At 65.3% G+C, this 17,195-nt stretch carries 13 protein-coding genes and 1 pseudogene; 5 read left to right on the plus strand and 9 right to left on the minus strand.

Annotated features, from left to right (window positions below; all coding sequences use genetic code 11):
• Positions 1-540 precede the first annotated feature (540 nt).
• Positions 541-2,820 carry a TonB-dependent siderophore receptor gene (locus tag MKK84_RS25020; protein ID WP_243924739.1) on the plus strand — a complete coding sequence of 760 codons (2,280 nt, stop codon included), beginning with the start codon at positions 541-543 and terminating at the stop codon, positions 2,818-2,820.
• Between the two features lie 51 nt (positions 2,821-2,871).
• Here the strand turns inward: MKK84_RS25020 and MKK84_RS36000 are convergent, their stop codons facing one another.
• Positions 2,872-3,264, minus strand: a complete 393-nt coding sequence (locus MKK84_RS36000; protein ID WP_409566543.1) for a transposase — start codon at positions 3,262-3,264, stop codon at positions 2,872-2,874.
• A gap of 1,098 nt (positions 3,265-4,362) precedes the next feature.
• Between MKK84_RS36000 and tcuA the strand changes: the two genes are divergently transcribed.
• From tcuA to MKK84_RS25035, 3 genes are all read left to right on the plus strand, one after another.
• Positions 4,363-5,751 (plus strand): FAD-dependent tricarballylate dehydrogenase TcuA, encoded by a 1,389-nt coding sequence (gene tcuA, locus MKK84_RS25025; RefSeq protein ID WP_243924766.1) that lies wholly within the window; start codon positions 4,363-4,365, stop codon positions 5,749-5,751.
• Positions 5,738-6,937 carry a tricarballylate utilization 4Fe-4S protein TcuB gene (gene tcuB / locus MKK84_RS25030; protein WP_279599702.1) on the plus strand — a complete coding sequence of 400 codons (1,200 nt, stop codon included), beginning with the start codon at positions 5,738-5,740 and terminating at the stop codon, positions 6,935-6,937. The genes tcuA and tcuB overlap by 14 nt, the downstream gene beginning before the upstream one ends.
• 177 nt (positions 6,938-7,114) lie before the next feature.
• Positions 7,115-8,407: an MFS transporter gene (locus MKK84_RS25035; RefSeq protein WP_279599703.1), complete on the plus strand. Its 1,293-nt coding sequence runs from the start codon at positions 7,115-7,117 to the stop codon at positions 8,405-8,407.
• Between the two features lie 5 nt (positions 8,408-8,412).
• Here the strand turns inward: MKK84_RS25035 and MKK84_RS25040 are convergent, their stop codons facing one another.
• The 8 genes and pseudogenes from MKK84_RS25040 to MKK84_RS25075 form a co-directional block, all read right to left on the minus strand.
• Positions 8,413-9,063 carry a GntR family transcriptional regulator gene (locus MKK84_RS25040; RefSeq protein WP_243924741.1) on the minus strand — a complete coding sequence of 217 codons (651 nt, stop codon included), beginning with the start codon at positions 9,061-9,063 and terminating at the stop codon, positions 8,413-8,415.
• A gap of 225 nt (positions 9,064-9,288) precedes the next feature.
• Positions 9,289-10,473 (minus strand): annotated as a pseudogene (locus MKK84_RS25045) (IS3 family transposase).
• Positions 10,474-10,823: 350 nt separating this feature from the next.
• Positions 10,824-11,237: a VOC family protein gene (locus tag MKK84_RS25050; RefSeq protein ID WP_243924742.1), complete on the minus strand. Its 414-nt coding sequence runs from the start codon at positions 11,235-11,237 to the stop codon at positions 10,824-10,826.
• A 41-nt stretch (positions 11,238-11,278) separates the two neighbouring features.
• Positions 11,279-12,313, minus strand: coding sequence for a biotin-dependent carboxyltransferase family protein (locus tag MKK84_RS25055; RefSeq protein WP_243924743.1), 1,035 nt, complete (start codon positions 12,311-12,313; stop codon positions 11,279-11,281).
• The gene (pxpB, locus tag MKK84_RS25060; protein WP_243924744.1) at positions 12,306-13,040 is read right to left on the minus strand and encodes a 5-oxoprolinase subunit PxpB; all 735 of its coding nucleotides are present in this window, start codon (positions 13,038-13,040) and stop codon (positions 12,306-12,308) included. The genes MKK84_RS25055 and pxpB overlap by 8 nt, the downstream gene beginning before the upstream one ends.
• Positions 13,033-13,806 (minus strand): LamB/YcsF family protein, encoded by a 774-nt coding sequence (locus MKK84_RS25065; protein WP_243924745.1) that lies wholly within the window; start codon positions 13,804-13,806, stop codon positions 13,033-13,035. The genes pxpB and MKK84_RS25065 overlap by 8 nt, the downstream gene beginning before the upstream one ends.
• Positions 13,807-13,841: 35 nt before the next feature.
• Positions 13,842-15,125: a Zn-dependent hydrolase gene (locus tag MKK84_RS25070; protein WP_243924746.1), complete on the minus strand. Its 1,284-nt coding sequence runs from the start codon at positions 15,123-15,125 to the stop codon at positions 13,842-13,844.
• Positions 15,122-16,165 (minus strand): hydroxyacid dehydrogenase, encoded by a 1,044-nt coding sequence (locus MKK84_RS25075; protein WP_243924747.1) that lies wholly within the window; start codon positions 16,163-16,165, stop codon positions 15,122-15,124. Before MKK84_RS25075 ends, MKK84_RS25070 begins: the two co-directional genes overlap by 4 nt.
• Positions 16,166-16,381: 216 nt before the next feature.
• Between MKK84_RS25075 and MKK84_RS25080 the strand changes: the two genes are divergently transcribed.
• Positions 16,382-17,188, plus strand: a complete 807-nt coding sequence (locus MKK84_RS25080) for an amino acid ABC transporter ATP-binding protein (protein WP_243924748.1) — start codon at positions 16,382-16,384, stop codon at positions 17,186-17,188.
• Positions 17,189-17,195 lie beyond the last annotated feature (7 nt).

A 17,195-nucleotide genomic window follows, 5' to 3' on the forward strand; every position in this document is an offset into this window, starting at 1 on the left:
CTATCGCTCGGCACCTCGCCCGCAGGGTTGCAGCCAAGCAGCGTGGCTGGGCGACGAAGGCCCCGCTCTCGTTCGCAACTATGACTATCCCCTCCCCATCATCACCCTGCGGCTCGAACTCACCGCGCGGTCTCAGCGTCGCGTGATCGCGATGGCGCAACGATTCTAGGACGGCTGCCTGGATGGGATGAATGAAGATAAATTAGTCGCCAGCTGTACCCTCGGCGGTCGCATAGAATCTTCAGTGGCATCAACCTGTGATGCTTACTATTCGCGACCGAAGCCTCACACGCCGTTGCGCTAAGTTTGCCGATGCGAGGTGTGCGGTGACCGGTCCGCGGCTGTGACCTCGCTGCAACTGGTCCACCGTATCCACCGAAGTTGGGGTCTAACCGTCTTGTCCATCCTGTGTCTCAACCGTATCCGTTAAGCAGAAAAGTAAAGCAAAACAGCAGTTTATAACAATTTCAAACAACAAGGCAGCCACGTCGCATCTCTTTGCGGCGAGCGCGGGCGGCTGCTTGGATCGGGCTCGGGGCTATGAAGATCATTAGCACTCAACACACCATGGTACGCTGGCTCGCCCTCGCGGGCGCTTCCCTCGCGGTGCTCGGCGGCGCGATGGGACGAACCTCCGCTCAGGAGGCGAACACGCCGCGACGGGGCGTCTCGGCGAACGCAGGTAGCGTGCAGCTCGACGAGTTGAGTGTCGAGAGCCGGGGCGCCGGTGAGCGCTATGGGCCGGTCTCGTCCGGACAACCGGGACCCGGCCGGCCCGAGAACCCGAATGGGCCAATCGACGGCTTCGTGGCCAAGCGCTCCGTCACCGCTCTCAAAACCAACACGCCGCTGATCGAGACGCCGCAGTCGATCACCGTCGTGGGACGCCAGCAACTCGACGCCCAGAACGCGCAGAACCTATCCCAGGCGACGCAGTACGTGGCCGGCACCTACGCCAGCCCGTTCGGCTACGACACGCGCTTGGACTACTTCCTCCTGCGCGGCTTCGTGGCGAGCGACTACGGCCTCTACCTGAACGGCTTGCAGACGCTGAACTACGGCTTCGGCTACTTCCGCTACGACACCTTCGGGCTGGAGCGCGTCGAGGTGCTGCGCGGGCCCGCTGCGGTGCTGTTCGGCGCCGGCCCGATCGGCGGCATCATCAACCAGGTCAGCAAGCGCCCGACCGAGGATCCGTTCGGCTACGTCGAGGTCGGCGGCGGCTCGTATGGTCAGAAGTACGCCGCCTTCGACGTCGGCGGCCCGGTCGACAAGGAGGGGCACTACTTCTATCGCTTGACCGGATACGGCCGCAACGGTGGCACGCAGATCGACGGTCTGCAGGACAACAGCTACTTCATCGCACCCGCGTTCACCTACAAGCCGGACGGGGCGACGACCTTCACGGTCCTGACCGCATTCCAGCATGACACGACCGGCGTGTCGGCGAACTTCCTGCCCTACGCCGGCACGGTTCGCCCGCAGGCGCTTGGCCTGCGCATCCTGCGCTCGACCAACGTCGGGGATCGCGACTTCAACACCTTCCAGCGCGATCAGGCGTTCCTCGGCTACCAGTTCGAGCACGTCTTCAACGACACGTGGTCGTTCCGTCAGAACCTGCGCTACTCGTTCGGCGACAGCTATCAGAACTCGTACATCGGCAACGGCTACGCCTTCGGAGACGCGACGCAGACCCAGCTCGCCCGCTACCAGTTCCTCGTGAAGGACCGGGTCAACATCTTCCAGGTCGACAATCAGGCAGAGGCGCGCTTCTTCGACGGCTTCTTCCGCCATGATCTGCTCATGGGTGTCGACTACAAGGATTACCGCCTGAGCGACAATCAGGGCACGAACTTCGGCGCGAACCCGTTCTACTCCGCGCCGGACCTCAACATCCTGGCCCCTGCTTACGGTGGTCCCGCCGGCACGCCGGGTCCCTACCAGGTCAACTTCGACACCTTCAAGCAGCTCGGCCTCTACGGGCAGGATCAGATCAAGCTCACCGACCAACTGACCCTGTTGGTCGGTGTTCGCCAGGACTTCGCCGAGAACCGGATCAACGACAAGCTCACCAATGGCGCCCGGAACGACGGTCGCAATGATACCGCGACCACCTACCGTACGGCGCTGATCTACAACTTCGACTTCGGCCTCGCGCCGTACGTCAGCTACTCGACCTCATTCCAGCCTCTGATCGGCACCGACATCAACAACCGAACGTTCAGGCCCGAGACGGGTGACCAGATCGAGGGTGGCGTCAAGTTCGAGCCGCCGGGCCAGGGCTACTTCGTCACCTTGGCCGGCTTCGACATCCACCGCCAGAACGTGCTGACGGCGAACCCAACCAACCCACAGTTCCAGTCGCAGCTCGGCGAGGTGCGCTCGACCGGATTCGAGGCGCAGCTCACCGCCACCGTGTTCAGCGGCCTCAACGTGTCCGCCTCGTACACAATCTACGGGCTGACCAACGAGAAGAACGGTGATCCCACCCTCATCGGTAAGGTTCCGGTGAACACCCCGGAGAACTTCGCCAACGTGTTCTTCGACTACACCTTCCCGACAGGCGAGCTGCGCGGCTTCGGGTTCGGCGGCGGTGCGCGTTACATCGGTCGGTCCTTCGCGGATCAGGCCAATCTTTTCCACGTGCCTGAGTACGTGCTGTTCGACGCGCAGGTTCACTACAACTGGGATCGTTGGCGCTTCCAGGTGAACGCAACGAACATCGCTGATCGGCGCTTCGTCTCGTCCTGTCAGACGGTCAACGCCTGTTTTTACGGTCAGGCGAGACAGGTATTGGCGAGCATCAGCTATAAGTGGTGAGGAGACACTCCTGCAGTTCGCCTGCCATGCGTTGAGCCTGCGGCGCACCACTCAATCTGTGGTGTGTCGGTCGTCAGATGGTCGCTCCGGGGGGGGGCGCCATTTGCGGTCGATCCTCAGGCCACGCCGGCGTGGACGTGATCGCGCCATCGCCACGGGATCGAGGGCGCAGGCTTCATCGGTCCACCCGGCATCGGACAGCTTCTTCAGCATGGCCGACCAGAAGGGTCGATGGCGCCATCGACTGAAACGTCGATAGACGGAGCCGCGCGGACCGTACACTGCCGGGCAATCTGGCCACCGGCATCCTGTCAGCGACACATGGATGATGCCGGACACGGTGTGACGGTCGTCTAGGTGCTCGGCGACTGAGTTAGGCATGTAGGGGGCAATGACAGCCCACTGCGCGTCGCTGAGCCAGAACAAGCCTTCCTGATCGACCATACGACGTAGGCCATCCGCGACGCTCTAGCCTTTTTAGAATAGCTCCAATGAGATCGCAAGGCTTTCGGTGCCGATTCGACGAGCCAGGCGCCAGACGGTCTACATCGATTTGCTGATGTTCCAGCAAAAGTAATCCCTTTAGAATCAACTTATTGTTTTTGGATGCGCCTAGAAATTTTACATAAAAATCCGAACTTTCGTGGCCAGATCGCAGTCGTTAGCTGGTACAGCGTTAGTATATTGTCGGCTTTCGAGTAACGACTCAACTTCATATGTCCACCTCTTCCGAAATTTCAAGTTGGCTAACGGACGGCCGCCTTGGGGGAGCGCCGACAGCCGTCCGAACAGCTGAATTGGGTCATCAAAAAGCTGTCCGCTTCTCCAGTGCTTTTTCCCCGAAGCGGACCGGCCGCTGTCGGCCAGTTCCGGTCAGCTCCTGTCGAATAGGCAGGTGCCTCTGAACGGCTCGGTTGGGTGGATTTCTGTCGTTCCGCTTTCGGGCACTACTTTGGAAAAAGCGGCTATCCGGTAATTAACTGAGGATGGTCGAACGCCGCTAGAACGATTAAGATTCCAGGCTGCATCTGCGCTGCTGCGACCGTACGAATCTTGGTTTTAACTCGGAAATCAAGAACAAAGACATCATTATCTGCTGGATCCGCCATTCTTATTAATACTGTAAATGATATTTGCAAAAAGGCCTGTTTTCAAACTCTGGTGCGCTGGGTCCGCGGCTCAGCAAGCCAGCGCGAGAAGGGTGGCCGGGGCGGGCATGCCGCCGGTCGCGCGTTGTCGTCAGCCTCGAAGGGGTTGCGGCCGCGCCAGAGGCGCAGCAGGTTGATATTCCAGGTGTCGACGGCCCGCTGCATGGCGGCGCGCATGCTCATGCACGAGCCAGGGCCCGCACCCTTTCCGCCTGGGCTCGCTTCCGGGCATCCGTGGCGCGCCGCGGCGTCAATAGTCCCAGCAAAATGCCGCCAGCCCATCCATAACCTTCCAAATAAAAACAATCCAGTGCAATCCAATACCAGCGTCTTCCATCGTGCAGTAAGGCGGTGTACGTAGGCGCATAACGATACTAAAAATCGGGAGGCCAACCTGCCTCGGGTCGAACATCGCTACGACGTCCTGGTGATCGGCGGCGGCAACGCGGCGCTCTGTGCCGCCATCAGCGCTCGCCGCGAGGGCGCCTCGGTCCTCGTGCTGGAGGCGTCGAGCGCCTTCTGGCGCGGCGGCAACACCCGCCACACCCGCAACATGCGCTGCGCCCACGACGAGGCGACCGAGATCCTCACCGGCCCATACACGGAGGACGAGTTCTTCGAGGACCTTCTGCGCGTCACGAAGGGCAAGACTGACGAGGTGCTGGCCCGGCACATGATCCACGAGTCGAAGGCGATGCTCACCTGGATCGCCGAGCAGGGCGTGCGCTGGCAGCCCTCCCTCGGCGGCACCCTCTCGCTCGGCCGGACGAACTCGTTCTTCCTCGGCGGCGGTCGCGCCATGCTCAACGCCCTCTACGCCACGGCCGAACGGCTCGGCGTCGAGATCCGCTACGAGGCGGAGGTGACCGACCTCGTGATTGAGGACGGCATGTTCATCTCCGCGACGATGAAGGACGGCGAGATGGTGACGGCCGGCGCCTTGGTGGCGGCGGCGGGTGGGTTCGAATCGAATATCACGTGGCTGAAACAGTATTGGGGCGAGGCCGCCGACAACTTTCTCATCCGCGGAACCGGCAACAACAAGGGCACGATCCTCAAGCTGCTCCTCGACAAGGGCGTGCAGGAGGTTGGCGACCCGACGCAGTGCCACGCAGTAGCTATCGACGCCCGAGCGCCAAAATACGACGGCGGCATCATCACCCGGCTCGACTGCGTGGTGTTCGGCATCGTCGTTAACAAGAACGCTGAGCGCTTCTACGACGAGGGCGAGGACATCTGGCCTAAGCGCTACGCGATCTGGGGGAGGCTCGTGGCCGCCCAGCCGGACCAGATCGCCTACATCATCTTCGACGCGTCCTCGCTGAAGCTGTTCATGCCCTCACTCTACCCGCCGATCGCGGCGGGGACGATCCCCGAACTTGCTTGCGAACTTGGCCTCGATCCCGACGCACTCAGAAAAACGGTCAATGATTTCAACGCGGCGGTACAGCCCGGCACTTTTGACGACAAGATCCTCGACGATTGCCGCACGGAGGGATTGAGCCCTCCGAAGACCCACTGGGCCCGGCGGATCGAGGTGGCGCCCTTCTACGCTTATCCGGTGCGGCCGGGCATCACCTTCACCTATCTCGGCACCCGGGTGAACAAGGAAGCCCGAATGCTGATGGCGGATGGGCGCCCTGCCGCGAACATTTTCGCGGCCGGCGAGATCATGGCCGGCAACGTCCTTGGCGAGGGCTACGCCGCCGGAATCGGAATGACCATCGGGGCCGTGTTCGGCCGCATCGCCGGGCGGGAGGCCGCGCGCAATGCTCGCAACTGAAACGAAGATAGCCGGAACCACGCTACACCACGCCACCGCAGCACTTGCCGAGGCGGACCGGCTGATGACCGTGTGTAACTCCTGCCGCTACTGCGAGGGGCTCTGCGCGGTGTTCCCGGCCATGGAGATGCGCCGCTCCTTCGCGGATGGCGACCTCAACTACCTCGCCAACCTCTGCCACTCTTGCGGCGCCTGCTTCTACGACTGCCAGTTCTCGCCGCCGCACGCCTTTGCTGTGAACGTGCCGAAGGTGCTGGCGCAGGTGCGCAACGAGTCCTACGCACGGTACGCGTGGCCCCGGGCGCTTGCCCCCGCCTTCGCCCGGAACGGCGTGACCATCGCAACGGTGGCCGCGCTGTCCGTAGCGGTCTTCCTGTTCGGGTTCATGCTCAGCAACGACCCAGGGACGCTGTTCAGCAAGCAGACTGGCGAAGGCGCGTTCTACCGGCTAATGCCGCACAACGCGATGGCGCTCGTCTTTAGTGCAGCCCTCCTCTACACCCTCGTCGCCATGGGGATGGGCCTGCGGGCCTTCTGGCGGGACATCGGCGAGACGCGGGAGACATTGCGTGTGCCCGACTACAACGCCCAGGCCTCGCGGGACGCGCTCAGCCTGCGCTACCTCGACGGCGGCGGTGCGGGCTGCATGAACGTCGATGAAAAGCCTACCAAGGACCGGCGTCGGCTCTACCACCACCTCACCTTCTACGGCTTCATGCTGTGCTTCGCCTCGACCTCGACGGCGACGCTGTATCACTACCTGCTCGGCCGCGAGGCACCCTATCCCATCTGGGATCTGCCAGTGGTGCTCGGCACACTGGGCGGCATCGGCCTCGTGATCGGCCCCCTAGGACTGCTGCGCGCCAAGGCGGACCGGGATCCGATCCTATGCGAGGAGAGCGGGCGTGGGATGGAGCAGGCCTTCATCCTGATGCTGTTGGCGCTCGGCGTCACCGGCCTCGCGCTGCTGGTCTTCCGTGCCACCCCCGCGATGGGGACGCTGCTCGCTATCCACCTCGGCGCGGTGTTCGGTTTCTTCCTCACTATGCCCTACGGCAAATTCGTCCACGGCCTGTACCGCTACGCGGCCCTGGTCCGTTCGGCGAAGGAGCGCGAGAGCCTGCACGAACCCTCGCCCTCCGCCGCCCGGGCCTTGGCGAAGACCTCGCCGAAGGCTGCGTCCTGAGGGGCAAAGGCTCGGCGAGCACGAGAAGCGGGACGTCGCACTAGCCTGCACCGACACGCGAACTCGAATGGGAAGCACGTCTTGCCCGTCTTGGAAGACTGCGCCATGAAAACCTTCGCCCTACCAAGCTGAAGGCGGCGCCAGCAATAAAATTATCGCAAGGCAGGAAATAGCGTCATGCTGACTCAAGAAGAGCGCCGCAAGAAAATTGGAGATGTGCTTCGCGTCGCGAGTGGAAATTTTCTTGAGCAGTATGATTTCTTTGTATATGGCTATGATGCATTTTACATTGGCAAGACGTTCTTCCCGGCGGATAACGCCATTGTGTCCCTTATGCTCTCGTTGGCGACGTTTGCCGTTGGCTTCTTCATGCGCCCTTTGGGGGCGATCATACTTGGCTCCTACATCGACCGGCACGGCCGCAGGAAAGGTCTGCTCGTAACGCTGGGGCTAATGGCGGCGGGCACGCTCTCCATCGCGATCACGCCCGGCTACGAAACGCTCGGGATATTGGCGCCGCTGATCATCTTGGCTGGACGGCTGTTGCAGGGGTTCTCCGCCGGCGCCGAGCTCGGCGGCGTCTCCATCTATCTGGCTGAGATCGCCACCCCGGGCCGACGCGGCTTCTACACGTCATGGCAGTCCGCGAGCCAACAGCCGGCGGTGGTCGTCGCTGCACTGATTGGGGCCGCGCTGAGCGCGATGCTAACGACCGAGCAGATGACCGCCTGGGGCTGGCGTATCCCGTTGCTCATCGGCTGCGCGATTATACCGGTCATCCTGTTTCTCCGCCAGAGCCTGGCAGAAACAGAAGAATTCCAGAAAATGAAGCATGCCCATAGCGGCGCGGAAGTTTTGCGTATCATCGCCGAAAACTGGCGGATCGTGCTGACCGGCGCGGGCATGTCGGTGCTGACCACGACGATATTCTACCTTATCACCGCCTATACGCCCACCTTCGGACGCGAAGCGTTGCATTTGGATACGACCGGTGTGCTCATCGTCACGCTTTGTGTCGGCATCTCGAACTTCATCTGGCTTCCGATCGGTGGGCATATCTCCGACCGAATCGGGCGCTATCCACTCCTGCTCCTCATCCCGGTGCTTGCGATCCTGACCGCCTACCCCGGCATGAACTGGCTGGCTGATGCCCCTAGCTTTCCCAAGCTGCTGACCACCGTGCTGCTCTTCTCGTCCTATTTCGGATTGTACAATGGGGCGATGATCCCGACATTGGCCGAGATCATGCCTGCGCGGGTACGCACGGCCGGGTTTTCGCTCGCCTTCAGCTTGGCAACCGCCCTGTTTGGCGGACTGACACCGTTGGTCTCAACGGCGCTGATCCATCAGACTGGCGACCGGGCCGCGCCGGCCCTGTGGCTCACCTTCGCTGCCTTGGTCAGCTTGGGTTCCGTCATTCTGTCTCGTCGGAAGGCCAAGGCGCCGGAAGGGGCGCCAGCACTCTCCTAGAAGCACTACGGGCGGGGCGGTTGCTGATGCACCTTGATGCGGGTGCGGAAGGCGTTCAGGATGTGTTGCCGCGCAGCTGCTTCCGCCCCGTCCGGATCACGTGCTGTAATGCGCGCCACGATGGCGGCATGCTCCTCTACGGAGGTCGGTCCACGCCCTGGAGCCGCTAGCGTAGTGTTTGCAAGCAATGCCAGCGTGAGCCGCATACTTTCCAAGGTTTGATCTAGGAACCTGTTCCGCGCGGCGTTGCGAAGCTGCTGGTGGAACTGGCGGTTCGTCCGGGCCAACTCGCGCGGCTGCGTGGCGATGGCGCGATCGCGCTCCACCATGTCGGCCAGTACGCTGATCTCCACGGCGGTCGCATGCTGGGCGGCGAGGCGAGCCGCAGTCCCCTCCAGGACCTCGCGCAAGAGGTACAGTTCCGCCACCTGCGTGTAATCGAGCGTGGCGATAACCGCGCCGCGGTGCGGCTCGTGGACGATAAGGCCCTGCTGCTCCAGTCGCTTGAGCGCTTCGCGGACCGGGGTGCGGCTGATCTGCAGCCGCTCGGCAAGGTCAGCCTCACGCAGCCGCGTGCCCGGCGGCAGCGCACCGTCTTCGAGCTCAGCAAGCAGAAGGTCGTAGGCGCTGGATGCACTGTTTCCGAAGGTCGTCATGCTCGGTCCGGGAACACCTTTGTTCGGTCCACGATGCTCCTGCTACGGGCATCGCCTAAGTTGCACGCCGCAGGGGCCTCAAGCTGGCTGAGGATGGGTGAATAGGCGAGCGGTCCTCCAAGGCAAGCACCGGTGTATCGCACACAGGGACGAGGCCAAAGCCTAGCCTTATGTATACGGTGGGTCGCCTGGTCTGATCCTCCCCCGGTTCCACGGACAGGGGGCTTATCTCGCGTTCCGTTCGGCTTGCTCGGGGGTTGATGTAGCCGAGTGCCGAGTGGATGCGCTGCCGATTGTAGTAGCCTTCGATGTAGGCGAACAAGTCGCGCCGGGCCTCGTCGCGGTTCGCCCATCGTCGCTGGTGGACGAGTTCGACCTTGAGGGTGTGGAAGAAGCTTTCCATCGGGGCGTTGTCTTAGCAGCAGCCGGTCCGGCTCATGGAGGGCGTCGCCTTCATGCCGACGAGCTGCTTTCGATAGGCCTCGGCGGCGTACTGGCTGCCGCAGTCGGAATGACAGATGAGCCCAGCCCCCGGTCGTTGCCGTTGGGTGGCAATCATCAGGGCCGCCGACGTCAGTTCGGTCCGCATATGCTCGCGCATGGACCAGCCGACGATCTTGCGAGTGGCGAGATCGCGCACGGCGGCCAGGTAGAGCCAGCCCTCGCCGATGGGGAGGTAGGTGATATCTGCCAGCCAGACTGTGTTGGGCAACGCCGCCAAGAACTGTTGCTTCAGGAGGTCGGGGGCGATCGGCAGATCGTGGCGGCTGTCGGTCGTGCAGGGCCGGAGTCGGCGACCTCCCAGGGCTCGGATACCATGACGGCGCATCAGGCGCTCCACCCGCCCGCGACTGGCCGTTCGTCCCTCCGCACAGAGGGTGGCATGCACCCGAGGCGAGCCGTAGCGCCTGTGATGCCCGGCATGAATACGCCGGACGTCGTCGAGAAGGCGGCGGTTGGACGCCGACCGCGCACTCTCGGGACGGGATCGCCAGCCGTAATAGCCGCTGGGGGAGACTTCGAGCACGCGGCACATGAGGCGCACCGGCCAGGTGCTCGCATGCTACTCGATGAAGGCGAACGCCACTTGAGCATCTCCGCGAAGATGCCGATCGCTTTTTTAAGGACGTCGCGCTCCATGCGCGTCCGATCGAGTTCACGCCGCAGACGAGCGATCTCGGCGGCTTGGTCGGAGGGGGAAACCACCGGGCTCGCAGCCGCGGTTCCCGGTGATGCTGCTGTCCGTGGTGGTGAAGAGCCTCCCATCAACGCCGTGCGCCACTGCCTCAGCATGGAGGGTTGGATCCCAAGTTCGGCCGTGATCTGCGTCTGTGGTCAGCCACTGCTCTCCAGCAGGGCCACCGCCTCGCGTTTGAACTCCGGCGTGAACTCCCGTCTCGTCTTCGCCATCAAACACCTTCCCAGCTCGCAAGGAGCGTATCAGAGGTGTCCGTGGAACCGAGGGAGGATCAATCGAGGTCCGAGCGGCAGCGTTGTGTCGATAGACGGCCATCTGCTTTCGAGCAGTTTTGCCCCGAAGCCGCCATTCCGATTTCGGACATATTACGCCCTGCTGGGCAGCTAATGAGAGCAAAACCGGCCGTTCGGCTTTGCGCCCATGCCGGACGTTCCAGCAGCCTGCCGTTCTTCCCGGAAACGGACGCTTGAAAACACCCCTCGATCGGCGCTGCTGATCGACTTTTGGTCGCTACAGAAGAGCGAGACTGCCGTCTCCCGAGAGGGGGGACGGCAAGCCGGCGTCAGTGCGCAAAGACGCCTGCGAACTCTCGAAAGCCTTTGATCTCGATCGGGTTGCCGCTCGGGTCGAAGAAGAACATCGTACGTTGTTCGCCCGGTTCGCCCGCGAAGCGCACCACCGGCGGGATGTCGAAGGCGATGCCCGCAGCCTCGATGCGGGCGGCCAGCGCCTCCCAGGCGTCGAGCGGCAGCACCACGCCCAAGTGCGGCATCATCACCATGTGCGTGCCGACCTTCCCGGTCCGGGTGGTCGCGAAGGGCTCGCCTAGATGCAGAGAGAGCTGGTGGCCGAAGAAGTCAAAATCGACCCAGGTGTCCGTGCTGCGACCTTCCTCGCAGCCGAGCACGCCGCCGTAGAAGCGGCGCGCCTCGTCGAGATCGATGACGTGGTAGGCGAGGTGGAACGGCGTGGGCATCGGTGCTGTCCTTCGGTAGGTGAGAGGGGGTGGGCCTGCCTTCAGGCGGCCGGTTCGCAGGCGGTCGCCGACACGACGCCGCCGACGAGGTTGCAGGCGAGCAGGAAGCCGCTGTCGAGATCCCCGCCGCCGGCGGGGACGAGCGCGGCCAGCTGCGCCGCCAGCGCCCGCCGCGCCTCGCGAGCCAGCGCCTGCGCGGCCTCGACGGACACCGCCTCGAAGCGGATCGCCTCGCCCGGCCGCACCTGTGCGAGGCGGCCGAAATCAGCCGAGATCACCGTGGCGATCTTCGGGTAGCCCCCCGTCGTGTGGCGGTCGGCCAGCAGGATGAGCGGGCGCCCGTGCCCGGGCACCTGGATCGAGCCGTTCACGATCCCGTCCGAGACGATGTTGAACCCGTCGGCGTGCGCGATCGCTGGCCCGTCGAGATGGCAGCCCATCCGATCTGCCCGCGCCGACAGGGTGTAGGGTGCCGACAGGAAGGTATGGATGCCCTCCGGCGTGAAGCCGTCTGCTTGCGGCCCGAGCACCACTCGGATCGGCCCGCCGAGGCGCGGCCGGTGGACTAGTGGCAGGGTCAGGGGGCGGCCCGCGGGGACGGGCGCGCGCAACGGCAGCAGGTCGCCCGCGGCGAGGGCTTCGCCGGCGAGGCCCCCGAGGCGGGTGCGGGTGTGGGTCGAGACGCTGCCGAGCATCGGCGCCACGGCAAAGCCGCCCGCGACCGCGAGATAGGCTCGCAGGCCGTGGCGCGGCGCGCCGAGGGTGAGCCGGTCGCCGCGCCGGAGATCACAGGCCGTGAAGGGGTCGAGGATGCGGCCGCCGAGGGCCATCGCGAAGGGCGCGCCGGCTAGCGCGACACGGCAGGTTTCAGCTTCGCAGACGAGGGTCGGGCCGACCATCGCCATTTCGATCACCGCGGCATCGAACGGGTTGCCGACGAGGCCGTTGGCCAGGGCCAGCAGGTCGGGATCCATCGCGCCGGACCCCGAGATGCCGTAGCGGAGGTAGCCCGGCCGCCCGGCATCCTGCAGGGTCGAGGCGACACCAGGGGCGATCACGCGCAGGCCCTCAGGCATCGATCCGCTCCAGGGTGGCGACGGTCTCGCCGGCGCGGGCCGCCTCGCTGAGTTCGTCGAACGCGGCGCGGTCGATCGGCTCGAACCGGATCAGGTCGCCGGCCGTGAACAGGAACGGCTCGGCCCGCGCCGGATCGTAGGAGCGTGCGGGCGTGCGGCCGATGAGTTGCCAGCCGCTCGGCAATTCCAGGGGCGGCGAGACGCCAGTCTGATTGCCACCGATCGAGACGCTGCCCGCGGGGGTCTTGGGTCGGGGATCGGTGCGTCGGCTCGCATGGATGCGGGGATCGAGGCCGCCGAGATAGGCGAAGCCGGGGGCGAAACCGATCATGTAGACGCGGTAATCGCGGCCGGCATGAAGGGCGACCACCGCCTCCGGGCTGAGCCCGGCCCCGGCGGCGAGGTCGGCGAGGTCGGCGCCGTGCTCGCCGCCGTAATGAACCGGCACCCGCCAGCGGCGCAGCGTCCTCGCCGCCCCGTCCGGGGGCGGCCAGTGCGCGGCAATCAGCGCGACGAGGTCGGCCCGGGGCAGGAGGTCCGGGTCATAGAGGATTAGGAGCGAGCGATAGGTCGGCACGGTCTCCCGGAGGCCCGAGCGCCCTGCGCCGCGGAGCGCCGCGTCCAGGGCGATGACCTGCGCGTTGACGGCGGGATGGACCGTCTTGCCCAGTTCCACCGTCAGGGCCCGGTCACCGCAATCGAGCAGCCGGTAGCCGGGCTCAAACACCGAGCACCTCGGCCATCGGGCGCACGGCGATCCCCTTGGTCGCGCAATCCTCGCGCAAGCGGCGGCCCATAACGACGGCGCCGGGCGTGTCCCCGTGGACGCAGACGGTGTCGATCCGCGTCGGGATGCGCCGGCCAGACAAGCAGGTGATCGCGCCGTCCTCCAGCATCCGCGCCACGCGCTCCGTGACGGTATCGGGATCGTGCAGCACGGCGCCGGGGAGTTTGCGCGACACCAGCGTGCCGTCATCCGCGTAGGCGCGGTCGGCGTAGATCTCGCGCGCGAGCGGTAGGCCTAGCTTCTCCCCGGCCTTCTCGGTCTCCAAGCCCGGCATCACCACGAAGATCAGGTCGCGGTCGAGGGTGCGGATCGCCCGCGCCACCGCCAGGGCGAGGTCGGCATCCTCGTTAGCCATGTTGCCCATCGCCCCGTGCGTCTTCACGTGGCGCACCGAGCAGCTGGCATCCTGGGCGAGCGCCAGGAGGGCACCGACTTGGTAGAGAACCGCTTTCTCGATGTCGGCCGGTCGCTCGCCGTGGATCGGCCGCCGGCCGAATCCCCAGAGGTCGAGGAAGCTCGGATGCGCGCCAGCTTGCACACCGTTCGCGGCGGCGCCGCGCAGGGTCTCGTGCATGACCAGCGGGTCGCCGGCGTGAAAACCGCAGGCGATGTTGGCCGAGGTAGCCACTGTCAGCATCTCGGCGTCGTCGCCGAGGCGATAGATGCCGAAGCCCTCGCCCATGTCGCAGTTCAAATCGACGATCATCGGTGCATCCTTTGGCGCGGGTTTTCTCTGCGGGATCAGACTTCGGCGACGAGGTGGGCCACCAGCGTCGCGGCCGCGCAGAGATCCTCGATCCGCATCGCCTCGTCCGGGTTGTGGCTGCCGTTCTGGTTGCGGATGAAGATCATCGTGCTCGGCACGCCCTGGCCGGAGAGGGTCGCGGTGTCGTGTCCCGCCCCGCTCGGCATGGTCCGGAACGGCATCCCGAGCCGGCGTGCATGGCCCGACAGGGCCTCGATCAGCGCCGAGCTCATCTGGGCCGGCGTGCTGCCCGTACGCTCGCCCAGGACGAAGCGCACACCGCGGGCGGCCTCGATGGCGGCAACCAGTTTGGCCAAGGCCGCCTCGATCCGGTCGAGAACGGCCGGCTCGGTGCTGCGCACGTCGAGGCAAAAGCGGACCTCGCCGGGAATCTTGGCGAAGGCGTGCTGGACCGGGTCGGTGGCGACCTCGCCCAGCGTGATCGTGGCGGGCCGTCCCTCACCCTCCAGCGTGCCCCACAGGGCATCGAGGCCGGTGATCAGGTCGGCGAGGGCGAAGACGGCGTCGCTGCGCTCGGACCGTGCCACGGCACCAGAATGGCCGTAGATGCCGAAGCAGGCGGCTTTGCGGTAGCGGAAGCTGCCGCTGATCGTCGTGACGAAGCCCACCGGGATCCCGGCCACCTCCAGCGCCGGCCCCTGCTCGATATGCATCTCCACGAAGCCGTGGATCCGCGTCGGGTCGAGCAGCCGCTCGCCCCGTGCCACCGCCTCCGGCCCCAGGCCGAGCTCGGCCATGTGGTCGCGCAGGCTCCGGCCGGTATCCGCGCGGGGCAGGTCGAGTACGTCGGGCGGCAGCAGGCCGAAGGCGGCGCGGCTGCCGACATAGGAGGCCGGGAACCACACGCTCTCCTCGGCCCGGAATACCGCCACCGTCACGGGGCGCGCCGGCACGATCCCCGCCCGGCGCAGGGCCTCCACCGCCGCGAGGCCGCCGATCACGCCGGCCGCGCCGTCGAAGTTGCCCCCGTGGGGCACCGTGTCGACGTGCGAGCCGACCATCCAGGGCGCCAGCGCCGGGTCGCGTCCCGCCATCGTCAGGAAGAGGTTGCCGGCGGCATCGCGTTCAGCGCTTAGGCCCAGTGCCAGCCCGGTCGCACGCATCAGTGCGTGGGCCCGCTCCTCCCCCTCGCCGTAGGCGGCCCGCGTGACCCCGGGCTCGGCGCGGCTGAAGGACAGAAGCTGCGCGAATAGTCCCGCACAGAAATCCGGGTCGATGGCGACCCCCTCCGCGGCCGTGGCCGCTTTGAGCCCGCTCATGCCGAGAACCCCGCGACCGTTTCACCATGCCGCCGTCTGTCCCAGACCTCCGCGTTGACGAGCTTCGGCGGGCGGCGACCGGCCAGCACATCGACTACCTGCCCGGCGACCCGCTCGGCGGCACGGATCAGGGCCGCCTCGGTGGAGGCCGCGACATGGGGCGTGAGGATCGCCCGCCGCTCCCCATGAAGCGGGTGATCGTGCGCGAGCGTGTCCCCCGACAGCACGTCGAGCCCAGCACCCGCGATGGTCCCCGCGGCGAGAGCCCTGGCTAAAGCGTCCTCGTCCACCAGGGCACCACGGGCGGTGTTGATCAAAAAAGCGCCAGCCTTCATTCGGGCCAGCTCCTCTGAGCCGATCAGCCCACGGGTCTCGGCCATGAGCGGCAGGTGCAGGGAGACGATGTCGGCGCGGAGGAGGAGGTCCGGCAGGGAGGCGGCGCGCTCGGCTCCTAAAGCTTCGAAGTCGGAATCCGGCCGCGTCGGGCCATAGGCGAGCACCTGCATGCCGAGGGCCGACGCAAGTCGTCCGGTCGCCTGCCCGATGGCTCCAAACCCCACGAGACCGAGTGTCAGACCGGCGAGCTCGACGAGGCGTGCCCCGTAGCGGAAGTCGTGGTCGCCTTCCCGCATGGCCCGGTCGGCCTGCGGGATTGCCTTCGCCAGGGCGAAGATCAGGCCGATCGCGTGCTCGGCGACGGATTGGGCATTGGCTCCCGGCGTATTGACGACCGGGATTCCCGCCCGTGTCGCCTCGGGGACGGCCACCGGGTCGGTCCCGGTGCCGTGAACACCGATCACCCTCAGCCGGGGCGCGGCCAACACCGCCTCTGCGGGGAAGCCGCCATTGCGTGTGATGACTGCAACACAGTCGGCTGCCTCCCGGGCGAGAGTCGCGGGGGAAAGGTCGGTCGCGACTCGGATCTCGAGCCCCGCCGCGCGGAGCTGCGCCAGGCCGGCTGCATGAATCGGCTGAACGATGAGGCAGGTGCCCCACGGTTCCGTGAAGGGGCGGCGGGGGGAGGAAGGCTCAATGAACACGTTCGAGGCAGTCCTGCTCAAAAATACCGCTTGAATGCCGATGGTATACCGCTGACACTATCGCATGACGGCGACAATGGCAATATTAAAATGCAAAATCGAATCGATAAAACAATAATGATTTAGTTATTTGAAGTATAATGCGCGATTTGAAAAATATAATTAAATCCGATGAGCTGTTTAACCTGAAGTTATGACAACGAGTTAGGTCAGACGATGGCTGAGGCCGAGACTGCTCCGCCGCCCCTTCTTAAGGTCCGGAAGCTGCACAAGAGCTACGGCGCCAACGAGGTTCTGAAGGGCATCTCCCTCGACATCTACGAGGGCGAAGTCGTGTCGATCATCGGCGCGAGCGGCTCGGGCAAGAGCACGTTCCTGCGCTGCCTGAACCTCATGGAGACGCCGACCGCCGGCTTCATGGATTTCGAGCGGTTCTCCTTCGACTACGAACAGGGCGCCCGCCGCCAGCCGACCCCGCAGCAGCTCTGCGAATTGCGGGCGCGGATCGGCATGGTCTTCCAGAGCTACAATCTCTGGCCGCACATGACCGTGCTGGAGAATGTCATCGAGGCACCGATCCGAGTGCGACGAATGCCGCGCCGGCAGGCGGTCGAAGAGGCTGAGGGGCTGCTCCAGCGCATCGGCCTCTACGAGAAGAGGCAAGCCTACCCGTCAAAGCTCTCGGGTGGGCAGCAGCAGCGCGTGGCGATCGTGCGCGCCCTGGCGATGGCACCCAAGGTGATGCTGTTCGACGAGGTGACCTCGGCCCTCGATCCGGAGCTGGTGGGCGAGGTGCTGGCGCTGATGGCCTCCCTCGCGGCGGACGGGATGACGATGCTGCTCGTCACCCACGAGATGGCCTTCGCCCGGGACGTCGGCACCCGCACCCTGTTCTTCGACGGCGGCGTGATCGCCGAGGACGGCCTGCCGAAAGAAGTCATCGGTGCCCCTCGGAGCGAACGGTTGCGCCACTTCCTCCGGCGCGTGCTGCACGAGCCGGTCGGCCTCGGGCACTCGGCGTGAGCAGCCG

This window comes from Methylobacterium sp. E-065 (genome assembly GCF_022829605.1).
Taxonomy (GTDB): domain Bacteria; phylum Pseudomonadota; class Alphaproteobacteria; order Rhizobiales; family Beijerinckiaceae; genus Methylobacterium.

Coding starts and splice junctions, on each gene's coding strand:
- MKK84_RS25035 (WP_279599703.1), top strand. CDS start 7,115: ATGCTGACTCAAGAAGAGCGCCGCAAGAAAATTGGAGATGTGCTTCGC.
- MKK84_RS25065 (WP_243924745.1), bottom strand. CDS start 13,806: ATGATCGTCGATTTGAACTGCGACATGGGCGAGGGCTTCGGCATCTAT.
- MKK84_RS25055 (WP_243924743.1), bottom strand. CDS start 12,313: ATGCCTGAGGGCCTGCGCGTGATCGCCCCTGGTGTCGCCTCGACCCTG.
- MKK84_RS25080 (WP_243924748.1), top strand. CDS start 16,382: ATGGCTGAGGCCGAGACTGCTCCGCCGCCCCTTCTTAAGGTCCGGAAG.
- MKK84_RS25050 (WP_243924742.1), bottom strand. CDS start 11,237: ATGCCCACGCCGTTCCACCTCGCCTACCACGTCATCGATCTCGACGAG.
- MKK84_RS36000 (WP_409566543.1), bottom strand. CDS start 3,264: ATGGTCGATCAGGAAGGCTTGTTCTGGCTCAGCGACGCGCAGTGGGCT.
- tcuB (WP_279599702.1), top strand. CDS start 5,738: ATGCTCGCAACTGAAACGAAGATAGCCGGAACCACGCTACACCACGCC.
- MKK84_RS25070 (WP_243924746.1), bottom strand. CDS start 15,125: ATGAGCGGGCTCAAAGCGGCCACGGCCGCGGAGGGGGTCGCCATCGAC.
- MKK84_RS25020 (WP_243924739.1), top strand. CDS start 541: ATGAAGATCATTAGCACTCAACACACCATGGTACGCTGGCTCGCCCTC.
- MKK84_RS25040 (WP_243924741.1), bottom strand. CDS start 9,063: ATGACGACCTTCGGAAACAGTGCATCCAGCGCCTACGACCTTCTGCTT.